Here is a 20,326-nt window from a genome sequence, read left to right as displayed (position 1 = left end):
GAGGTCCAGAAAATTTCAAGGTACAAGCCAAATGAAATCACTAACTATTATTATAGAAGATAAAGAAGCTATGTAACGTCGAAATGATATTAGGGTACAGAAGCAATGATTACTATTAACAGAATGGAAAAAATGACTTTAGTTGGTAACTACACAATTGATGATGAACTAACTTCAATAAAGGCAGGTGTCAGTAGAATAAATGTAAGTGCAGGTTCAATATAATAAAGGAAGCTAATAAACAAGATTAATAAGTAAAATAAGAAGTCCTGTATGAATTACCATGGGCTTTTTTTGATGTGAGCCCGAAATGGGAGCAATTTCGTATTCTAGGAAAAATATAGACATGTAAATGTAAGCATTTTACTGTATAAATATATGGATCAGCTATTCTTATAAACTTAAAATCTTAAATCTTAGTGGAATAAAAAATTAGAGTTCACTTAGAGTATACCGCAGACGAATACAAACTAACAGCCTTTAAAGTGGCGTTATATGGTGATGAATTTGCACCGACACAGTTTGTATAATAAATTGATTTCAAACGAACGGATATATGTTTAAATTAAGACCTTAAAAAGCAAAATAATATTGAAATAACCGTCTAGGGCTACGATGGCTATTTCTTTTGGCTCAATATAGTTTATAATTATGTTGTATGGGGTTACTTGTTAGAAATTGGTGAATATAAAGATTTTTTATATAAATTTTCGCTGGCGCTACCTAATTTTTAATATTTCTTATAGCTTTTATAAAATCTTAACTTATCAAAGGAGGAGAAAATGAAAATAGGTAAATTCACTATGCAAAATAATATAACTATTGATGCAGTGAGATACTACATAGAATTGGGGCTAATAATACCTGAAAAAAGTGGAGGACAGTATGACTTTGATGAAAGATGCAAGAGTGATCTTGAAAAAACAATTAAACTTAAAGGCCAAGGGTTTACCCTAAATGAAATTAAAGCAATATTTGTACTTAAGAGGATTGGTAAGCTTACCACCTATCAAGAGAATGAATATTATAGGGACATTTATTGTAACAAGAAAATTGAACTTTCCAGTAAAATTAAAGAATTGGAAAGTTTTAGAGATAAATTAGAAGAAACGATAGAGGATCTATCTAAAATAAAATGTACAGATAATTTTAAAATTGGTATAGATATTGAAGCTTTAAAACTATTCAGCTGTCTGAAATGTGGAAAAGAGTTGATGCTTTCTGATGGAATTATTACAAATAATCAGGTGATGGAGGGCAATCTTAAATGTACTTGTGGTGAAGAGTATAAAATTGAAGATGGAATTTTATTAGTTGGAAGCGTACAATCTGAAACTAATTTAAGCGTACAATCCGAAGCTAATTTAGATATAATAGATTATGTTAATTCAACTGATTCAGATTACCTAGATAATGTTTACTCTGGACTTGAGTATATGAATAAAAAAATACAATTTGAGGAATTAAACAATAAAATTATATTGGAGATAGGTTCTGGTGTAGGTTTCTTTCTAAGGAGTATATATACTGATTTACCGGATGATTCCTTATATATTGCAGTAGACCATGATTTGAATAGGCAAAAATTTTTAAAGTCAATGCTTCAAAAATCTGAGTACAACAAAAGGGTGATATTTTTATGTTGCGATTTTTTAAAAATGCCATTAAAAGATAATTTAGTCGATGTTTTGATAGATTTTACTGGTACAAGTAATTACTCATTCGAACATGAAGAGTTTTTGCTAAATTTAATTGATAAGTATTTAAAAAGAAAGTTGATTATGATTTCTGCATACATTACGTTTAATAATTTTAGCATTGATAGCAGTATAATAGAAAAAGTAAGGAAAAATTTTATTTTAAAAAGTATAAAAAATAATATTTTAAATTTACAATACAATATAATCGATGAAAAAATATCTAAATCAATATCTAAGGGCGGTAAATATGAAGATTATTTTAAGTGCAATGAACGAATTTCTACATATATTGTATATGCAAAAAGGTAGCCTTTACACCATGTTTTATTTAAAAAAATGAAAAATTGTGTAAATTAAGCTATTGACGTGGTGTAAAGCCCCTTATCTAAAATATAGATAGGGGGTGTTTTCTATGTTCAAGATATTATATGTATTGAAAACTAACGGTTCAGGATTATATTTTAGGGAGGTTATCAGATGGAAATTTATTTTATCTTAGTAATACTAATACTTGGCTTAATATTGATAGGGGCACTTTTCCCAACTTGGACACCAGGTATTAAGGGCAAAAATAGTGTTAGGGTATATGAGCAAGTTTTAATAAACGGCGCTAAACATCAACTTATGATACGAGGTGTAGATAAGAATAACCCTATTTTAGTTTTTGTACATGGTGGGCCAGGGTGTTCGGAAATTCCATATGTAAGAAAATATCAAGATATTTTGGAGCAGAAATTTACCATAGTTCACTACGACCAACGTGGAACTGGCAAATCATATCATTTTTTTGAGGACTACTCAAATTTATCTCCAGAATTACTCACAGATGACTTAATAGCATTAACTAGATATATTCGTAAAAGATTTGGAAAGGATAAGGTGCTGTTAGCTGGTCATTCCTTTGGATCTTATATTGGAATGGTGGCTGCTGCAAAAGCACCAGAAAATTATATTGCCTACATCGGAATTGGACAAGTATCAAATTTTAATGAAAGTGAAACAGATTCTTTAAATTATTGCATTGAAGAGGCAAACAAAGCAGGAAATAAAGACGATATTGCAAACCTTGAAAAAATAAGAAGCCAGGTTGAAAAGGGAGATAGTTTTGTTCCACGTAATTACATACAAAAATATGGTGGTGGTTCACGCCTTATTGATGAGGATGGCCTTTATAAAGGCTATTGTACGAATCGGGAATACAATTTATTTGACAGAGTTCGTCTTAATTTGGGCGTAAAAAAAAGTGAGGTCATGATTGGTGACTTACTTCAGAATTCTTTGCCAAGTCTTGTTAAAAAACTTGAAATACCATGTTACTTCCATATGGGACAGTATGATTATAAGACTTCATCAAAAGCCGCAAAGAATTATTTTGATTCTATTACATCACCTGAGAAAGAATTTATACTATATTCGGAATCAGCGCATTACCCACAATTTGAAGAAAAAGAAAAATTTGCTGAATGGCTTATTAAGAAATTCTCAAACTAATATATCTTACAAATAACGAGGACTTTCGGTAACTTGAATATATAGAGATAGAGTTATATGAGGAACGGCTAGATTTATCGCTCAAATTGGGGTTTCTTTTGGTTCAATATAACCTTTAATTATGTTAAATGATTTTCATTTTATAAAGGATGCATAAAAGTAGTGTGTTTTCTTAATTAGATAGGTATACAACAAATGCCGTGAAATTTTGCCCCCTTTTTTGCCCCTTATAGGTTAAAATAAGTAGGTATTACCTAAACTTAGTTAAAAAGTAAAATGACTATTTAAAAGGGATTGACGGTTTTTTAAACGCTTATTGTTATTTTTATATCAAAGCGAACCTTTACTTTTGTGTTATATAATGGTAACATATTAATCATATACATATAAATCTACATTTGAGGTAAGTATTGTAACATATGTGAACAATGTATTTGTAAATTAATGAATATATTTTAATAAATCATGAAATAAATAATATTATTAATGGGGGCGTAAAAATGATAAAAACAAAAAGATTAGTAGCATTAAGCATTAGTTTGATTATGACAGCTTCACTATTTACTGGGTGCTCAACTGATGGACTAGTTCTTACCAATGCTTTTGGAAAATCTCAAGAAATAAATTCTATGCAGAGCCAAACGGATATCTCAGTAAAAGTATCTGCTTCTAAAATGTCAGAACAGGAACAACAAATGATGAGTTCAATGTTGCCTATGATAAATGGTGCGAGTATTTCAGTATCATCTAAAGTTAATCAGAATAAAGAGAAAACAATTGGTAAAATGCAAAGTGATATTTCATTAAAATCAGACCAATTGCCTGAGCCTATAAGCATGAGCATTTGGGCTGATACAGATATGAGTGGAGACAAGCCTGTAGTTAATGAGGTACTTAAGATGCCTCAATTAATGACCAGTCAGTTTCCAAAGGAATTGCAGGGCAAAGATTATATGGTAATGAACTTAGCTGATATGACAAGTGCACCAGGTATGGTTCAGCCTAATTATGATAAACTTATTTCTTTTAGTAAAGAATTTCAACCTAAATTTCTTGATTTTATTGCTAAGTATTCAAAACAATTTAATCCTACTACAGATTATATAAAAAGGGTGGGAAGGCAAACCTTTTTAGAAGATAATATAATGAAATCTTCAGACGTTTATCAGGTGAAATTAACAGATAAGTCCTTTAAAGATTTAATGCATTATACTTTGAATAATCTTGCTGGAAATGCTGATGCCATGGCCTTTGTTAAGGATTATATGTTGGCCATAAGCTCAATTTATGATATAAATGATGCGAAAAATAAAACTGATCAAGTTGAAATAAATAAAGCATTTGATAATTTAACAACTGAATTACCACAAAAACTTGCAGATTTAAACAAAGCATTGGATTCTATTGAGGATCTAAAAATTCTTGGTGACAATGGAATTACAATTAATTATACTGTTAATGATGATGGGTATGTTATAAAAGAAAAAGGAAATGCTGAATTTGTTGTTGATTTACCTAGCATAATGAAATTGGCTGGAAACACATCAGCAGCTACTACTCCAAACGATCCAACTGGTATATATACTATAGGAGTAAGTTTTAACACTGATATTACTAATATTAATGGAGATGTTAAAGTTGTATTTCCAAAAGTAGATTCAACTAATTCATTTAACTACACTGATATAATGAAGTTAGCTTCTCAAGAATTACCAGCTAAAGAAGTACCAGTTAAATAACAAGAAATACCAAGTGTATAAAAAAAGTGTCATAAACTATTATAGTTTATGACACTTTTCTCATTGTTTAGTAAGATTAAATCATCTCTTGCGGATTGTAAATAAATGAACCTCCATCTCTTTTTAGAAATGGGGGTTCATTCTTATTGCCAAATTAAGCGTTTTTATTATTATTTATAAATCTTGTTATTGTAGTAGTGAAGATGCTGTATTATTACTAACTACTCCTTCTCCACCAAATACAATTACATTTGTTATCTTTTGTTTACTTAAGAAAGCTTTCTGCTTAGTTACATCTTTGTTGTCCACAAGTAGTATGCTACAATTCTTTCTAGCAGCGAGTACTGAACCACTTAGGGCATCTGGGAAGTTTAAGCCGGTAGCTACAGCTGCAGTAGTTGAAGTTAGATTAAAAGACTCCATTATCTTCATGGAAGTTTCATATCTATTAGCTCCACCTAATCTTACTATAGCTATTTTACTGTTTAGTTTTTTAATTTGTGTTTCAATATTAGTACTAAGCACTCCTGTTCCACCTATTAAATAGACGGTTGTTGGTTGTATAGTAGTTATGTCTTTACTAACACTAGTTGACAAGCTATTTTTACCATTTAATAACATTGAATATCCTTTTATATCAACTATGCTTGATATACTTAATGCATCTGCAAAATTATCTCCTGTAGCGATAACAATGCTTGTACCTTTAGCTACATTTTGATAATCGACTATTTTTTGATTTGTTTCATAACGATCCTTACCACCAAGTCTTACTATTTTATATCCTTTAGTAGTTAGGTAATCTGAAATTTCACTACTAACTGCACCGGTACCACCTAATATATAGATGTTTTTGTCTTTGCCTAAGGTTGTTGTAATATAATCTAATACGTTTTTGCTGTTATTAACAGTTTTATTAACTAAAAGCATTGGCGCATTGTATTTATAAGCTATACCAGAACCAGCTAAGCAATCAGCAAAATCATTTGCTGTAGCAAGTACTATAGCATCTGGTGCTTTAGTAGCATATTGATCTTTAGCTATGGCTATAGAAGTTTCGATTCTATTAAGCCCAGCTAATCTTTGTACATTGGTGGGAGCTGTAGTTGCTCCAGTGATTTTCCAATTATTTGTTGTAGATGGGGTTATAGTCTTATTATCTTGAACATATTTCATCATTAAACTTCTAATCTGACCATCGTCTCCAAGTGCTTTTGCTGAATCGTAAGTAACTAAAGATGCATCAGTGTTGCTTATTCCGGCTGCTGCCATGAAACCTCCGCCACCGTTGTATCTGTAGTTATTTATTGCAACTGTAAATACATCTGAATCTTTGACTAATTTTCCGTTAACCTTTAGATTCTTTATTCTATTTCCGGATACTATTTTTTTAGAAGCTGGGTCAATTGTTCCTGCTACTTCTTTTAAGTCTATGTCATAAGTTGCTCCATACAATTGATCTAAATTATAATCTGCAATATTAAGTGTTGGGTCCTTTACTATAGGATCTGTTGAATTTGATGTTTGTTTGTAGTACCTTACTGTATACTCCATCCAATCCTTTATTTGTTTTCCATTCATTTTTACTCCATAAAGGAAATTCTCGTATATATATACTCCCATAATATCCTTGATGGAAATATCACCCTTTGGAATATATGCTTTTAAACTTAGTGGAGCTGCTATTGAAAGCTGCGTTTTAGCTGCACTAGTCTGAACTTTGTTGATAAGTTCCATTATTTCAGTTGGCTCAGTAATTTGTTTATCACCTTTATACTCTCCAGTAGCTTTTCCAAGTACGGTTGAAGTATATTCTAATGTTTTAGCTTGATATGGTGCAATTAATGAAACTATTGCTGCGTCATCTGCAACTTTATCCATAGATACATTTTTAGTGTTTAATCCTGTAACAATTCCAGTTTCATCAACAGAAATATCAATTTGTGAAACGTTTTGTGCCCATTTACCTGGTTCAACAACTGGAACAACTTTTCCTGCTGGATTTTTTAAGGTTAAGTCATTGACAACATTATGAACATGGCCTGCAACTATTGCATCTATTCCATTTACATTTGTAGCTAAAGCTTTTATTTGATTTTCAGGAATGACATCGGCAGCTCCTTCTTCTCCACTGTGTGCAGATACTATTACAACGTCTGCTCCTGCTGCTTTTACTATTGGAACCCATTTTTTAGCTTCGTCTACCAAATCATTAAAATGTAATCCTGCATAATGAGTTGCATCTTCCCAACTTGGTACAGTTTTTGTTGTAAGACCAAGGATTGCTACTTTAATTGTTTTGCCACCAACTACAAAAGATTTAATAATGTATGGTTCAACAAAATTTTTATTATCAGTTTTGTAAGTATTTGCTGACAACATGTCAATGCCTTCAGACTTAGCATCAGTCTTAATTCTTTTTAATGCTTCAAGTCCGTAGTTAAATTCATGATTTCCTAGAGTCCAACTATCATATTTCATAGCACCCATAACTTTAGCTATTGGATACTTTGTAGTTTTATCTAGCATATTATAATAATAAACAAGTGGAGTTCCTTGAATACTGTCTCCATTATCTATTAACATTACATTTGGGTTAGTTGCTCTTAATCCCTTAACATAAGTTGAAACCTTTGCAAGTCCTTGTCCTTTGGATGGGGCTGCATTTGTTCCATAATCAAAGTTTAAAACATTTCCGTGTACATCTGAAGTTGCTACGACTGATATTGTAGCTACTATTTTATTGTCTATTCTATTATTCATTGCAACTGTCATTTTGCCGTTAGCTCTAACATCAGCATTTAAAGCATCTCTTACAGTGTAATGTGAATCTACTATGCTTGCTTTTATTTCTGGTACTGTGAAACCTGTAAAGCCATCCCCACCAGTTGCTACGAAATCTGGCGCATTTACTTTTAGTGTGTCTGTATCCTTAACAACTGTATCATTGCTTTCTCTTGTTATGCTTTGTACTCTTTGGCCTAGTACTTCTGGTGTTGTAATTTTGCCATCTGCAGCAATTACGGCTGCCTTATAAGATGTTTTTGAGGAGTCATATGTGAATTTAACTCCAGAAATTTGTATTCCTTTACCATCCTCTTGAACAGCTTGCTCAAAAATGTATTTAAGCTGTGCGCCTGTCATTGTTGTGGTACAAATAGTATTATCAAAAGGCATAATGTTAAATATTGTTCCAACTGTTATATTGCCGGCTGGAATTGGACTTAATCTAATACCTCCGTTATTTACCATTCCTACTTCTGCAGGTGACTCTTTATAATTTTTTACAATATCAGCCATCCAATTTCCAAGTTGTGATTCACCATAAGGGACACCTAATTGGTTTTTAGTTAAATCTGTTGAGTTAGTTCCTATTTTTTCATTAAATACTGGAAGTAATGCTGCACTAGCATCATCAACGATTTTTTTACAGTCAGCATCAGTTGCTGAATCTACTGTAGTTGTAAGTGCTTTATAATTTTCACCTGCAGTTGAAAATGTAAGTGCCTTAGTAGAAGCATCAACTGTAATTTTTAGATCTACATAACCTTTACCAGTTGAATTTGCTATTACTGTAGGAACATCTTTACCATCTGCATCTTTATTTACTAGATCTGCAACACTATGGGTATGCCCACCAAATACTGCATCTACTCCATGTAAATTATTAACCATAGTATTAAGTGATGAACCACCATCATGTACATCTGCGAGTATTATATCAGCTAGATTTCCATCTTTTATTTGCTTTGCAACTGCATTAATTTCTGTAGCTGGATCCTTAAAATCAAAAGGAGCTACTAAAGTAGGCATGATTATGGATGGAGCATCTTTAAGTATAGCGCCTATTACGGCTATCTTAACACCATCCTTAGTAATTATTTTGTATGGTGCGTATGGTCTAGTATTTTTACCTTTGTCATACATATTAGCACAAACAATACTATAATTTGCACCAATCATTGTTTCAGTATTAATTATATCAAGTCCCCAATCAAATTCATGATTACCAAGTGCGGTAACTTCCATTCCCATATTTGATAATACCTTTTGAACTGGAACTCCACGTAATACATTAGAAACTGGTGTTCCTTGATATAAATCTCCTCCACCAATGATTAATGTTCTATCTGGATTTGTAGTTTTTACATCTTTAACTGCTTTTGCAAGCGCAGCGCCTATAGGTTTTGTATTGCTAGAATCTAGAAGTTGACCGTGAAAGTCAGTAATATCAATAATGTCAAATACCTTGTTACTTGTAGCTGCCTTTGCTGTCATTGTAAAACCAGAAGATAATAAACTAATGGTCATTAAAAATGATACAGCTAAGGATGTCCATCTTTTTGCCTTTGTTGTTTTAAAAGTTCTAAACAAAATATCACTCCCCTTTAATATTTTTTGAAACCTCCGTAAAATACATAACCTAAAATTTAGCAATGTGTAAACGATACCACATTGCATGAACGGGTATGTTCATAATTATAATACATTACTATAATTTTGTAAATATTAATAAATATTTATATTAATACAATGATTTACCTTAAATTATAGTGAAAAAAATGGAATTAAATTGAAGAACATTCCCGTTTAACCTAATATAATACAAAAAACACCTTAAATTATTTTTAAGGTGTTTTTTTATCATTCAAATGAAAATTTTAAATTTTTCGAACTATTTTTCCCATATTGTTTTTATGATATTATCATATTCATCTTCCACGGCTCGTGATAGAACTGCAAGAATATCAAGAACTAATCTTGCATCAAAATTGTCACTAAAAGGTATGCAGCACTTAGCATTTATAATATTTTCCATCTCATAAAAAGATATGAATTTATAAGTACTATTAAGATCATTTAAAAGCTTGTATAATTTTGATTTTACATTATCATCATTAATAACATTTGCTATATCATAAATGTACATATCAGCATAGGCATCGTCATCAGTTAAAGCAACCACAACTTTAACTTTGGCATCTTTAATCGCTTGTTCTTCAGGAATAGCAAAGGTTGTAAACCCTTCAATATTATTATTAGTAACCATAGGTATAGAATTTTCATTTATAAATTGTTGAAATAATTTAGCATTTTGTACCATTTTTATGCCCCCTTTTTATATCTAGCACACTTTTTACATTTCGTTACAATAAGAATTAACATTTGAAATTATTATCTCATAAACAAACAAATAAGTAAATAATACAAGAACTAGGTTCTGTAATTGGGTTGACATCGGGAAGAATATATAGTAGTATAAATAAAAGAATAAATAATAAATAACCTTTAATTTAGTCCGAGAGGCTGAGAAGGAAGCAAATGTTTTATATTGGTATTGCTACGCCTTCTCATAATAGAGATGGCGTTTTTTATTTATTTAGGAATTATGGAATAAATAAATTTAATATTTAAAGTATTGTAGTACCTTTAAATTTAGTCCGGAGAGGCTGAGAAGGAGAGGATGTATATGTTAAAAGGAAGACATTTAATTGACCCAATGGATTTTACATTAATGGAGCTTGAGGAGATTTTTAATTATGCAGATGAAATAATTGAAAACCCTGCAAAGTATTCTCATATATGCGATGGAAAGATTTTGGCCACATTATTTTATGAACCAAGCACAAGAACAAGATTGAGTTTTGAAGCGGCAATGTTAAGACTTGGAGGCCGGGTATTAGGTTTTTCTGAGGCAAAATCAAGTTCAGCAGCAAAAGGAGAAAGTGTAGCGGATACTATAAGAACAGTAGAATGTTATGCAGATATAGCAGCAATGAGGCATCCCAAAGAAGGAGCTCCCAAAGTTGCATCTATGAATTCTAAAATGCCGGTTATAAATGCAGGTGATGGCGGACATCAACATCCAACTCAAACACTAACAGATCTTTTAACTATAAGAAACATCAAAGGAACCTTATCAAACTTAACCATAGGAATTTGTGGAGATTTAAAGTTTGGTAGAACGGTTCATTCATTAATAAAAGCCATGTCAAGATATGAAAACATAAAATTCATACTGATTTCACCAAATGAGTTAACAATTCCAACGTACATTAAAACAGAAGTATTGGGGAAAAATAATATAGAATTTAAAGAAGTTGAAAAATTAGAAGAAGTTCTTGGAGATTTAGATATTTTGTATATGACTAGAGTCCAAAAGGAAAGATTCTTTAATGAGGAAGATTATATAAGGCTTAAAGATAGTTATATATTAGATAATGATAAAATGAAAAAGGCTAGAAAAGATATGATAGTTCTTCATCCTCTTCCTAGAGTTAATGAAATAGCAGTAGAAATTGATACGGATCCAAGGGCTTGTTACTTTAGGCAAGCAAAATATGGTATGTACGTAAGAATGGCACTTATTGCTAAGCTTTTGGGGGTGGATAAATAATGGTTACAATAAATAGTATAAAAAGAGGAATAGTAATAGATCATATTAAAGCTGGTGTTGGAATAAAAATATTTAAATATTTAGGCCTCGATAATGCGGATTATACAGTTGCACTTATTATGAACGCAACTAGCAAGAAGCTTGGTCGTAAAGATATAATTAAGATTGAAAATGAAATTGATATAGATTATACAGTACTTGGTTTTATAGATCCTAATATAACAATAAACATAATATCAGGAGAAGAAATTGAAAATAAAGTTAAATTGCGGTTACCAGATAAAATTGAACACGTTATAAAATGTGATAATCCGAGATGCATAACATCTGTAGAACAAGAAATTTTGCAAAGTTTCTACTTAGCAGATAGAGAAAAAGGTGAGTATAGATGTATATATTGCGATGAGATTAATAACCCTACTAGTAAATTATAAGTTTGTAGATTTAAACTGAGATTTTAATTCTACAAGAAAATAAGCACATTAGAATAAATATGAGGTCAATATAAAAGTATATTGACCTGTGCCATAATTTGTGTGAAGGAGGGTATTAACTATGGAATTATTAATTAAAAATGCAAGAGTAATTGATTCATCACAGGATTTTATAGGTGATGTTTATATAAATAGTGGAATAATATATGAAATAGGAAAAAAACTAGAAAAAGACTGTGAGGTAATAGACGGAGAAGGGTATATTTTAGCCCCATCTTTTATTGATCTTCACAGTCATTTTAGAGAACCGGGATATACTTATAAAGAAGACATATTATCTGGAAGTAAGGCGGCATCGCGGGGTGGATATACTGCAGTTAACCTTATGGCAAATACAAAGCCAGTTTGTAGCAGAATGGATACTATAAATAAGGTATTGAAAAAAGCTAGAGAAATAAATCTGGTAGATATTCATCAATGTGCATCTATTACAGAGAATCTATCAGGAGAATCTATAGATCATCTATATGAGTTAACTAATGAAGTGAAGTTTATATCAGATGATGGCAAGGGAGTATCTAACAGTAGAGTAATGCTGGATGCTATGGTATTGGCTAAAGAGAAGGATTTAACAATAATATCCCATGCTGAAAATGAGGAATTGGTAGACCTTGACACTAGACTTGCTGAAAATATGATGACATGGAGAGATATAGCCCTTTCAAAATTCACAGGTTGTAAACTTCACTTAGCACATGTTAGCACAAAAGAAGCTATGAAAGACATTATAGAGGGCAAACAGCAGGGGGCAAGAATAACCTGTGAGGTTACGCCACATCATTTAGCATTAACCGAGGAAACAGAGTATAGAGTAAATCCGCCTATAAGGAAAAAAGAAGATGTGGATTTTTTAATCGGAGCTATAAAAGATGGATTTGTGGACACTATATCTACTGATCATGCACCACACAGTATTGAGGATAAAATGAAGGGTGCTCCTGGTATATCGGGCCTGGAAACTTCTTTTCCTGTTTGCTTCACTAAATTGGTAGAAGAAGGGCATATAACTCTAAATAAACTATCTGAATTGATGTCGAAAAATCCAGCTAAAATTATGGGACTGAATAAGGGTGAAATTAAAATAGGATATGAGGGAGACTTGGTGATTTTAGATACTAAAACCAAGTACAATATTGACACCTCTGAATTTTTATCTAAAGGAACAAATACTCCCTTTGAGGGAAAGACTGTAATAGGTAAAGTAATGTGCACCATTAAGGCGGGAAATGTAGTTTATAAAGATAAGACCTTCAAATAAATATTTTATTCACAAATAAAATAGCAAAGGTGGAGTTAATTTGATTATAGATAAATTATTTAAAAGTGTAGAAAACAATGGACATGTATGCATAGGACTTGATACAGCAATGGAATACTTACCAGTGGATTTTAAAAATAAATATGAATATGAGGATTATGCCTTATATAGATTTAATCAGCAAATAATCGATGCTACTTTTGATGTAGCAGCTTGTTATAAGGTGCAAATAGCATATTATGAAGCACTTGGACTAAAAGGTTTAAAAGTATACAAAGATACATTGAAGTATATAAGAAGTAAAGGCGGCATAGTAATTGCAGATATCAAAAGAGGAGATATTGCAAAAACTGCGGAAATGTATGCAAAAGCTCATTTTGAAGGGGATTTTGAAAGTGATTTAATAACTGTAAATCCGTATATGGGAATGGATAGTATAGAGCCATATCTTCCTTATTTAAAAAACAAGGAAAAAGGATTATTCTCACTAGTAAGAACCTCAAATAAAGGGGCAGAAGATATAGAGTATATAGAAAACAAAGAAAATAAAAAGGTTTATGATGTTGTAGGGGAAAAATTATTGAAAATTGGAAGCGGGTTTATGGGAGAATGCGGATATAGCTCGCTTGGTGGAGTTGTAGGTTGCACCCATATAGATGAAGGATTAAAGATGAGAAAAAACTTAGAAAAAATGTTTTTCTTAATACCAGGTTATGGAGCTCAAGGTGGCGCAGCTGAGGATGTGGCCATATATTTAAAAAATGGAAATGGTGGAGTAGTAAATGCCTCTAGAAGTATTTTGCTTGCATATAAGAAGGTAGAAAATGGAGAAAGTCATTTTGAAGAATGTGCTAGGCAGGAAGCAATAAAGATGAGAGATGCCATAAGAAAAGCTGCAAAATAAAAAGAATCGCAAAACAAGAATAGCTGCAAAATAAGAATATAATCTATAACTCACATTAGATAATTGAAGTAGAAATAACAAGGCTTATGATTTTTAATAAGATACTGGAGGAATTTATTTGATATGCTGCGTAGATAAGATATATGAGAATTTTGAAATAAGTGAGGGTATATACAAGCTTTCTATAAAGGGTAAATTTGACGTAAAGCCAGGTCAGTTTTTTATGCTAAAGGTAGGAGGCTTGGAACCATTATTACCAAGACCTATAAGTGTATACGATGTGGACGATGAGAAAATAAGCTTTTTATATGGAATAGTAGGGAAGGGTACTAAGCTTCTTAGTAAACTAAATGAAAATGAAGAAGTTCAGATAATGGGTCCTCTGGGAAATGGCTTTGATGTAGAGAAAATAAAGGGTAAGGTGGCCGTAGTATCTGGAGGAATTGGCATAGCTCCACTTATTTATCTTATTAAAAGTCTTACAAACTGTGAAATAGATTTGTACTGCGGATTTAGGAATGTGGACTACTCTGTGGACTGCGCAGAAAAATACATAGATAAACTTTATTTATCCACAGAAAGTGGATTAAAAGGACATAAGGGATATGTAACAGATTTATTAGAGCCACAAAAATATGATACAGTTATATGTTGTGGACCAGAAATTATGATGAAAAAAGTTGTAAATTTATGCAATGAGGCTAATGTACCAGTATATGTGTCAATGGAAACTCATATGGCTTGTGGAATAGGAGCATGTCTTGTATGTACTTGTAAAACTGTTGAGGGAAACAAAAGAACCTGCAAGGATGGCCCAGTTTTTCTTGGAAAGGATTTGATTTTTAATGGCTAAGGTAGAATTATGCGGTGTGAATTTAAAAAATCCTGTTATAGCTGCATCTGGCACCTTCGGATTTGGCGAGGAATATAATCAATACTTTGATATTCAAAAATTGGGTGGAATATGTTCTAAAGGACTTACAATTAATGAAAAACAAGGCAATGATGGCATACGTGTTTTTGAAACACGCGGGGGAATGCTTAATAGTGTAGGGCTTCAAAATCCAGGTATTGAAAAGTTTATAAACAAAGAGCTTCCGAGGATGAGGGAATATAATACAGCTATAATTGCAAATGTTGGAGGTGGCAACATAGAAGAATATATGGCCGCCATAGAGAGATTAAATAATGAAGCTATAGATATAATAGAATTAAACATATCTTGCCCTAATGTAAAATGTGGGGGTATGGCATTTGGAATTAAGTCACAGGTAGCCTATGAAACCGTCCGAGCAGTGAAAAGCATTTGCAAGAAACCGCTTATGGTGAAACTTTCACCAAATGCAGAGGATATAGTAGACATGGCGTGCAGTTGCTGCGAGGCTGGAGCAGATTCCATATCACTAGTAAATACTTTTAAGGGAATGGCAGTTGATATACATAAAAGAAAACCAATTTTTAACAATATATATGCAGGGCTATCAGGACCAGCTATAAAACCAATGGCACTCCGAATGGTTCATGAGGTATGCAAAGCAGTAAATGTACCAGTTGTTGGTATGGGCGGTATATGCTCTTATGAAGATGCTATAGAATTCATAATGGTGGGAGCAACGGCAATTCAAATTGGAACTGCTAATTTTGTAAAACCCGATATTTGCAAGGATATAATAGAAGGAATTGAAGCTTATATGACACGGGAAGGCATTAAAGATTTAAGCGAGATTAGAGGAATTATCTAAAATAGTTGAAAGCACAGAGCTTAGAGTTCAAAGCTTAAACTATGACTGTTAAATGTTAAAAGGACAATTTTGAATTTAAAAGATGAGTTACTAAAAAATAGGAGGCGATTTTATGAATATTAATGTTTTAGATATATTAAAGGAATCAGGTGCACTACTAGAGGGACATTTTCTGTTATCCTCAGGAAGACACAGTAATAGATATTGTCAATGTGCAAAATTGCTACAGTATCCAGACAAGGCTGAAAAAGTGCTAAGCGTTGTAGCGGAAAAAATTAAAGATATAGATTTTGATGTGGTAGTAGGACCGGCTATGGGTGGAATAATTGTAGCTTATGAAGTAGGTAGACAAACAGGAAAGCCTGCCATCTTTACTGAAAGAGTAAACGGCACCTTCGAACTTAGACGTGGGTTTGAAATTAAAAAAGGACAGAAGGTTTTAGTTACAGAGGATGTAGTAACTACTGGTAAATCTTCACTAGAAACAATAGAGGTTTTAAAGGAACTTGGAGCAGAAGTGGTTGGAATATGCTGCATTGTTGATAGAGGAAGTAGCGCCATTGATTATCCTATATACAGCTGCATAAAACTAGACATTGAAAGCTATGATCCAGCGATTTGTCCACTTTGCAAAGAGGGAACACCATATGTAAAGCCGGGGAGTAGAAATATAAAATAGATATCGTTTTATTATAAGAAAGACAGAAAATTTTCCTGCGTGCCCTGCAAACGAACTCAAAACTGAAAATTACATTAACAAATTCTAATCTTTTGCCAATTTAAAATTCTCTGCCGCTCTCATTCGCCGTCCTGGCTCAGGTTCGCTAGCCTGACTTCCTGTCAGGCTCACGAGAATTTTATATTCGCAAAAGAAGAATTCCTAAATGAAATTTCAATAGTTTTTTCGTTTCTTATTGCAATTCACTTCGGATAAATTTCCTATCCATATTATTTTTGAAAAGAAATGGCACTCATTGATTATTTAGTTGTCTACATCTGTAAATAAAACAGACAGAAAAGACCTCCTAGTTTTTAATTAGGAGGTCTTACTGTATCCAAATCTCTGTTTAGTTATAGAATACTATAACTGAAAGTATATATTGCTAGAATGCTCTAAAAAAGGATATTGCAAGTCAAATTATGCAAGTTATTAATAATTCTATTTAAGAGTTTTAATTAACAATCTATTCTTATTTCTTTTCTCTTTTGAATACAAATATCATCTTAGAACCGATATCCGCACATTGAAAATTAACTAGGTCCCAACCTGCATTTCCGCATTTGAAAAGGACTTCATCACATTTTTGTTTTAGAGAACCTTTAGTATCAAAAGAACAACCAAATATCTCAGTTTTATATTCCCACATAGTATCCCTCCTATTAGATTATTAATATTAAACATTATTTTACATGAAATTATCTACATCTACAAATATCGCATGCTATAACTAAAAGTATATGGTTCATTTTCGCCTGTGGTATGAATATTCGTATGTACATCTATAATAAAATCAACATCTAAAATTCCCAATCCTTCCAGTTGTTGAAATCCTCTTGGTACATTATTTTCTTCCGTAATAAAATATCTCTTCAACTGAACACATGCTCCAGCACTTCCGCCTATAATAATATTGGAATAGGTGTTTAATACATCTTGTATACCACATTCTAATATCTTTGCTGATAACATTACTGGATTGCCCCCTGGCAAAACAATGATATTAGAAGAAGCAATTTTTTCTTGAATTTTATTTACTGAATCATTATAGCAATTATCAATAAACACATTTTCATCTCTGATACCAAATTCTCGTAAATACCCAATTGAACGTTCGTATCGCTGACCATACTTTGGAAAATACTCTTCTGTAAATTCTTTTTCAGACATTTCTACAGGGAATGCCCATGGAAATATTACTACTTTGTCATCTGATGAAACTAAAGATTTCAACCTATCTTTGATATATGGAAATCCAATAGAGTTCGTGCTGAATAATATATTATATTGAATACTCATGCTTACCTCCAATTATAAAAACATTTTTTATTTCGTCTTAGATTACAATCGCAAAACAACTCTTATAAATATAATACCATTATTTTACATGAAATTATCTACATTTATAAATATCTTCATAAATGTAGATGTTGGCACATATTTATTTTTTTAAAATTAGATTTTATACTAAAAATAGTCCATGGTATTTCTATAGCTTGGTAGCATAAAATATGAAATAAGAAAAAGACCTGATAGTTTTTAAATTAGGAGGTCTTATTATACCTAAATCTTTATACATCGATTACACCTTTAATTCTAATACAATCATTCTGATTTACATTTGTACTTACTTCAACTTCAATGTACATTGGATCCCTTTACGATCTCAAATAGCCTCTTGTTAAGATAAATTTTTTCCTTACCCATCTTTTGCGATGATAAAAAACCTTCTTTTTCTAATGCTATCAAATAATCTGAAGCAGTTCTTCTCGAAATATTAAGTCCATCCTGAATAAATTTAATTTTCGTATAAAACTCAAAAAAAAGTAGTTCTACCAGTTCCTTTGAATAAACCTTTGGTAATACCTTCTTAATATCTTCTGCAGTTTCTGTAACCTCTGCATTAATTTTTTTAACCAACTTCAATGTTTCCTCTGAAGTTTGCTCTATACCCTCCAATATGAAAAGCACCCATTCTTCCCATTTACCGTCTGTCCTTACTTCCTGAAGAAGCTTATAATACGAAGTTTTATTTCTAATTATGAATTTGCTTAAATATAAAATTGGACTGTCTAGAAGATCCTTCAATACGAGATATAAGACATTTATAATCCGTCCTGTTCTGCCATTACCATCATAAAAAGGATGTATAGATTCAAATTGAAAATGAATTACTGCTAGCTTAACAAGCGGATCTAGATTATCAAAATCTTCATTAATGTACTTTTCAAGATTTGACATTAGATTAAGTATTTCTGTCTCGCCACTTGGAGGTGTATATACAACTTCTCCTGTATTTTGATTTTTAAGTGTAGTTCCAGGAAGTTTTCTAACACCGGCATTGTTTTTTTCTATTATTTTCTGTATATCAATAATCATATTTGTTGTCAAAATCTGATTCCCTTTAACAAGCTCATATCCTTTCCATAATGCAGTCCTATAACTTACAACTTCTTTTGCAGCAGGATTTTTGTACCCTTTATGTGACATTGCTTTAAACAATTCATCATGAGTTGTAATTATGTTTTCAATTTCAGAACTATCCTTTGCTTCGTTAATAGTTACTGCATTTATAAGTATATTCTTATTAGGTATTGTATCTGAATAACCTTTAAGTTCCGCCAGTGCCCTGTGAGAACGCGAAAGCTGCTTTAATACTCTATTTGTTTCAAGTATAACTTGTGGTGGTAAATATTTTACTATAGTTTCATTCATTATTATTCACCTTCCTTTTTATATCTAGTGTATATTCATTATATATGATTTTTTTTCTCATATCAATAGAACGTAGGCAAAATATAAGAAAAATTGCTCGTGTTAACATAACGTGAGCAATTTTTTCTTGTGTAATTATCAATAATTACATTTGCATTTATTACTTATGGCTAGATGTTAAGGTGGTTATTTGTCTCATCTTCGGAAAAGGTAGTTGGATGATTTTAGGTTACAACTCTATGAGTAAAGAAGAAAAAGCAAATTGTAATATAGAGAAAATTTCTCGTGCTATAGGGGTTTTTTTATTGATAACTGAACCATGCACACTCGTGATTTCAATCGTGAGTTAATGGTTCTTTTACGCTAGTAAAAACATTTTTATAATTTATGAATAGAATATATGTTCCCATATGAGGGCATGATAATAGTATGAAAGATGGTGGTTGCCTTGCCGATGAGATTAACTGTAAATGAGAAGAATAAAATATTAGCTAATGAAGATAAACAACTCTTAAATTATGGGTTAGTACTTAGAATTTATCCAAGTGAAGAACAGAAAATTCTTATAAATAAAACATTTGGGTGTTCACGGTTTATATATAACAAATATTTGTCTGATAGGAAAGATTGTTTCTTAAACACTAAAACAACACTAAGGGCGAATAAATACAAGACTGACGTTATGAACCCTCTCAAACAAGAAAAAGATTTTCTATTCCTTAAAGAAGTAGATAAGTTTGCGCTAGAAGCAGCCCTTGAAAATGTAGAAGATGCTTACTCTCGTTTTTTTAAACATCAAACCAAGTTTCCAAGGTTTAAATCTAAGAAGTCTGCTAAAAAATCTTATACTACCAAATTCACTAATAACAACATTAAGGTAGATTTAAATAGAATAGTTATTCAACTTCCAAAATTAAAAGAAGTCTTGTTTGCATTACCTAAAAGAAATCAGACTAATAATAAAATTTTAAATATAGGCAAAGTAACTACTAAGATAACCAAGGCTATAATCTCTCAAAAGGGAACTCGTTATTATGTTTCTTTAACAGAATGGGCGAAATTCTCCCATCCTCTTAGGTGGGAGATGGATAGCCCTTATTATTTTAGGTTAGATACCTAAAATAATAACTTTTTGACAAGTTACTATTAGTGATGTATTATGTAATCA

17 protein-coding genes are annotated in these 20,326 nt (G+C 31.7%); 12 read left to right on the top strand and 5 right to left on the bottom strand.

Features of this window, described 5'->3' with window-relative positions; translation table 11 throughout:
• The first annotated feature begins 782 nt into the window (after positions 1 to 782).
• The 3 genes from ACREVU_RS03820 to ACREVU_RS03810 all read left to right on the top strand — a co-directional run bounded on the left by ACREVU_RS03820 (position 783) and on the right by ACREVU_RS03810 (position 4,930).
• Positions 783 to 2,009: a methyltransferase domain-containing protein gene (locus tag ACREVU_RS03820; protein ID WP_431550302.1), complete on the top strand. Its 1,227-nt coding sequence runs from the start codon at positions 783 to 785 to the stop codon at positions 2,007 to 2,009.
• A gap of 168 nt (positions 2,010 to 2,177) precedes the next feature.
• A complete protein-coding gene (locus tag ACREVU_RS03815; protein WP_431550301.1) occupies positions 2,178 to 3,191 on the top strand; it encodes an alpha/beta hydrolase in 1,014 nt (337 codons plus the stop codon).
• A gap of 500 nt (positions 3,192 to 3,691) precedes the next feature.
• Entirely contained in the window at positions 3,692 to 4,930 is a 1,239-nt protein-coding gene (locus ACREVU_RS03810) for a hypothetical protein (RefSeq protein ID WP_431550300.1), read from the top strand.
• Positions 4,931 to 5,116: 186 nt separating this feature from the next.
• Here ACREVU_RS03810 and ACREVU_RS03805 read toward each other — a convergent pair whose 3' ends face one another.
• On the bottom strand, positions 5,117 to 9,304 hold the full coding sequence (locus ACREVU_RS03805) for a 5'-nucleotidase C-terminal domain-containing protein (protein WP_431550299.1): 4,188 nt from the start codon (positions 9,302 to 9,304) through the stop codon (positions 5,117 to 5,119).
• A 301-nt stretch (positions 9,305 to 9,605) separates the two neighbouring features.
• On the bottom strand, positions 9,606 to 10,034 hold the full coding sequence (locus ACREVU_RS03800) for a hypothetical protein (RefSeq protein WP_431550298.1): 429 nt from the start codon (positions 10,032 to 10,034) through the stop codon (positions 9,606 to 9,608).
• Between the two features lie 366 nt (positions 10,035 to 10,400).
• Between ACREVU_RS03800 and pyrB the strand changes: the two genes are divergently transcribed.
• From pyrB to pyrE, 7 genes are all read left to right on the top strand, one after another.
• The gene (pyrB, locus tag ACREVU_RS03795) at positions 10,401 to 11,327 is read left to right on the top strand and encodes an aspartate carbamoyltransferase (RefSeq protein WP_431550297.1); all 927 of its coding nucleotides are present in this window, start codon (positions 10,401 to 10,403) and stop codon (positions 11,325 to 11,327) included.
• Entirely contained in the window at positions 11,327 to 11,761 is a 435-nt protein-coding gene (locus ACREVU_RS03790; protein WP_216164898.1) for an aspartate carbamoyltransferase regulatory subunit, read from the top strand. The genes pyrB and ACREVU_RS03790 overlap by 1 nt, the downstream gene beginning before the upstream one ends.
• A 121-nt stretch (positions 11,762 to 11,882) precedes the next feature.
• Positions 11,883 to 13,079 (top strand): dihydroorotase, encoded by a 1,197-nt coding sequence (locus tag ACREVU_RS03785; protein ID WP_431550296.1) that lies wholly within the window; start codon positions 11,883 to 11,885, stop codon positions 13,077 to 13,079.
• Between the two features lie 40 nt (positions 13,080 to 13,119).
• Positions 13,120 to 13,983: an orotidine-5'-phosphate decarboxylase gene (gene pyrF / locus ACREVU_RS03780; protein WP_431550295.1), complete on the top strand. Its 864-nt coding sequence runs from the start codon at positions 13,120 to 13,122 to the stop codon at positions 13,981 to 13,983.
• A gap of 118 nt (positions 13,984 to 14,101) precedes the next feature.
• Positions 14,102 to 14,836 (top strand): dihydroorotate dehydrogenase electron transfer subunit, encoded by a 735-nt coding sequence (locus ACREVU_RS03775; RefSeq protein ID WP_431550294.1) that lies wholly within the window; start codon positions 14,102 to 14,104, stop codon positions 14,834 to 14,836.
• Positions 14,829 to 15,725: a dihydroorotate dehydrogenase gene (locus ACREVU_RS03770; protein ID WP_431550293.1), complete on the top strand. Its 897-nt coding sequence runs from the start codon at positions 14,829 to 14,831 to the stop codon at positions 15,723 to 15,725. Before ACREVU_RS03775 ends, ACREVU_RS03770 begins: the two co-directional genes overlap by 8 nt.
• Positions 15,726 to 15,837: 112 nt before the next feature.
• Positions 15,838 to 16,404 carry an orotate phosphoribosyltransferase gene (gene pyrE / locus ACREVU_RS03765; protein ID WP_431550292.1) on the top strand — a complete coding sequence of 189 codons (567 nt, stop codon included), beginning with the start codon at positions 15,838 to 15,840 and terminating at the stop codon, positions 16,402 to 16,404.
• A 511-nt stretch (positions 16,405 to 16,915) separates the two neighbouring features.
• Here the strand turns inward: pyrE and ACREVU_RS03760 are convergent.
• The 3 genes from ACREVU_RS03760 to ACREVU_RS03750 all read right to left on the bottom strand — a co-directional run bounded on the left by ACREVU_RS03760 (position 16,916) and on the right by ACREVU_RS03750 (position 19,158).
• On the bottom strand, positions 16,916 to 17,092 hold the full coding sequence (locus tag ACREVU_RS03760) for a hypothetical protein (RefSeq protein WP_431550291.1): 177 nt from the start codon (positions 17,090 to 17,092) through the stop codon (positions 16,916 to 16,918).
• 59 nt (positions 17,093 to 17,151) lie between these two features.
• On the bottom strand, positions 17,152 to 17,742 hold the full coding sequence (locus ACREVU_RS03755; protein ID WP_431550290.1) for a Type 1 glutamine amidotransferase-like domain-containing protein: 591 nt from the start codon (positions 17,740 to 17,742) through the stop codon (positions 17,152 to 17,154).
• Between the two features lie 339 nt (positions 17,743 to 18,081).
• Positions 18,082 to 19,158, bottom strand: a complete 1,077-nt coding sequence (locus ACREVU_RS03750; protein ID WP_431550289.1) for a Fic family protein — start codon at positions 19,156 to 19,158, stop codon at positions 18,082 to 18,084.
• A 182-nt stretch (positions 19,159 to 19,340) separates the two neighbouring features.
• Here ACREVU_RS03750 and ACREVU_RS03745 point away from each other — a divergent pair, with 182 nt between their 5' ends.
• Both ACREVU_RS03745 and ACREVU_RS03740 read left to right on the top strand, forming a co-directional pair.
• A complete protein-coding gene (locus ACREVU_RS03745; protein ID WP_431550288.1) occupies positions 19,341 to 19,508 on the top strand; it encodes a DUF3784 domain-containing protein in 168 nt (55 codons plus the stop codon).
• 104 nt (positions 19,509 to 19,612) lie between these two features.
• The gene (locus tag ACREVU_RS03740) at positions 19,613 to 20,278 is read left to right on the top strand and encodes a helix-turn-helix domain-containing protein (RefSeq protein WP_431550287.1); all 666 of its coding nucleotides are present in this window, start codon (positions 19,613 to 19,615) and stop codon (positions 20,276 to 20,278) included.
• Positions 20,279 to 20,326: the final 48 nt, after the last annotated feature.

Source organism: Clostridium sp. (assembly GCF_050717535.1).
Taxonomy (GTDB): Bacteria; Bacillota; Clostridia; order Clostridiales; family Clostridiaceae; genus Clostridium_AD.
Note: the sequence above shows the minus strand (reverse complement) of the source record. Positions and strands in the feature narration are given on the sequence as shown.